General features: G+C 64.0%; 1 protein-coding gene. It reads left to right on the top strand.

Features of this window, described 5'->3' with window-relative positions; translation table 11 throughout:
- The first annotated feature begins 307 nt into the window (after positions 1-307).
- Entirely contained in the window at positions 308-1,564 is a 1,257-nt protein-coding gene (locus BMYO_RS11310; protein ID WP_233428272.1) for an ISL3 family transposase, read from the top strand.
- Positions 1,565-1,654 lie beyond the last annotated feature (90 nt).

Raw genomic sequence — 1,654 nt, 5'->3', positions numbered from 1 at the left:
AGTGTGCATCCCGACCGTAGGCTTGGCCGAACGGCCTTGAGTGTGTCGGGATGCACACTCCCCACCCCTCCGGCGGTCAACTGGCATCCGGCGAGCTGGCGTCCGGCAGCCAAACTGGCTTATGGATATGAGTAAGCCGTGCGCTACTGGTCTCAAACTGCATTTGCGAGCACAAAACAAGAAATCCGGCGCTATTGCTGTTTTCGTGGGTGGTGGTTCGTGGTTGAGGTGTTGGGGGAGTAAGAGAAGAGCGCTTTCCGGGTAGGATGTTTTCGACCAAGATAAACACACAACCGCAAAGCGCCTGATGAACAGCTTATTCAAACGTCTTCTCAACGTCAAAGGCATGGTCGTCGAGGATGTTCGCATCGTCGATGGTCCCATGCGTCCCGAGCCCGTGCTCGAGGTGCGGGTGCGCCCGCGCGCGGGCATGCTCAGGTGCTCGAGGTGCGGGCGGAAGCGTCGTGGCTATGACCGTGGCGGCGGCGTGCGTCGTTGGCGTCACCAGGATTTCGGCTGCTGGCGGGTCGAGCTGGTCTCCATGATGCCGCGCGTGGACTGCCCCGGGTGCGGCGTGGTCGTCGCCGCCGTGCCGTGGGCCGAGCCCGGTTCGAGGTTCACCCGGGACTTCGAGGCGGAGTGCGCGTGGCTGATGACGGTCGCCAACCAGAGGACCGTGAGCGGGTTCCTGCGCGTGGCGTGGAGGACCGCCGGCGACATCGCCCGCAGGGTCGCCGGCCGGCTGGAGGCCGCGATGCCCTCGCCGTTCGACGGGCTGACCGCGATCGGCGTGGACGAGACCAGCTACAGGAAGGGACACACGTACATCACCGTCGTCGTCGACCACGAACGGCGCCGGGTGATCTGGGCGCACGACGGGTACGGCAGGGACGTGTTCGACCTGTTCTTCCGACAGCTGACCCCCGAACAGCGCGCCTCCATCCGCGTGGTCACCGGGGACGGCGCCCGGTGGATCGACTCGTGCGTGCATGAATGGTGCCCTCAGGCGGAGCGCGTGCTCGACGGGTTCCATATCGTCAGCTGGATGACCGACGCGCTCGACGGGGTCCGCAAACGCCTCTGGAACGACGCGAGACGCGACGGCGACGAGGAGGGGGCGAAGCGCATGCGCGGCGTCAAATACGCCGTGTTGAAGAACCCGGACCGATTGACCGACCGGCAGGACGAATCCCTCGCCGCATTGGGGAACACGGACCCCAAGGGCCAGCTCTACCGCGCATGGCGGCTCAAGGAACTGCTGAGGAACCTGCTCAAGCACCCGCTCGGACAGGCCACGGCGGAGCTCAGGCACTGGGTGTTCTGGGCGTCCCACAGCCGCATCCCCGAGATCGTCGAACTCTCCCAAAAAATCCGCAGACGGCGGCCCGACATCCTCAGGACGATCGAGCTCGGCTACTCCAACGCCAGGCTCGAGGCGTTCAACAACCGGATCAAGGTCACCATCCGCATGGCCTACGGCTTCCACCACGTGAACAACCTCATCGCCCTGGTCATGCTCCGATGCGGCGGCCTCGACATCCGACTACCGAAACCCAACCCCTAACCCACGAAAACAGCAGAAGCCTCAGAAATCCCCTGCACCATTCAGGTTGCAGGGGTTTTCTTTATGTCTTGGATAAGCAGAAACTCAGGC

The sequence above is a fragment of the Bifidobacterium myosotis genome (assembly GCF_002259745.1).
GTDB classification, from domain to species: domain Bacteria; phylum Actinomycetota; class Actinomycetes; order Actinomycetales; family Bifidobacteriaceae; genus Bifidobacterium; species Bifidobacterium myosotis.
This window is presented reverse-complemented; position numbering and strand designations above follow the sequence as displayed.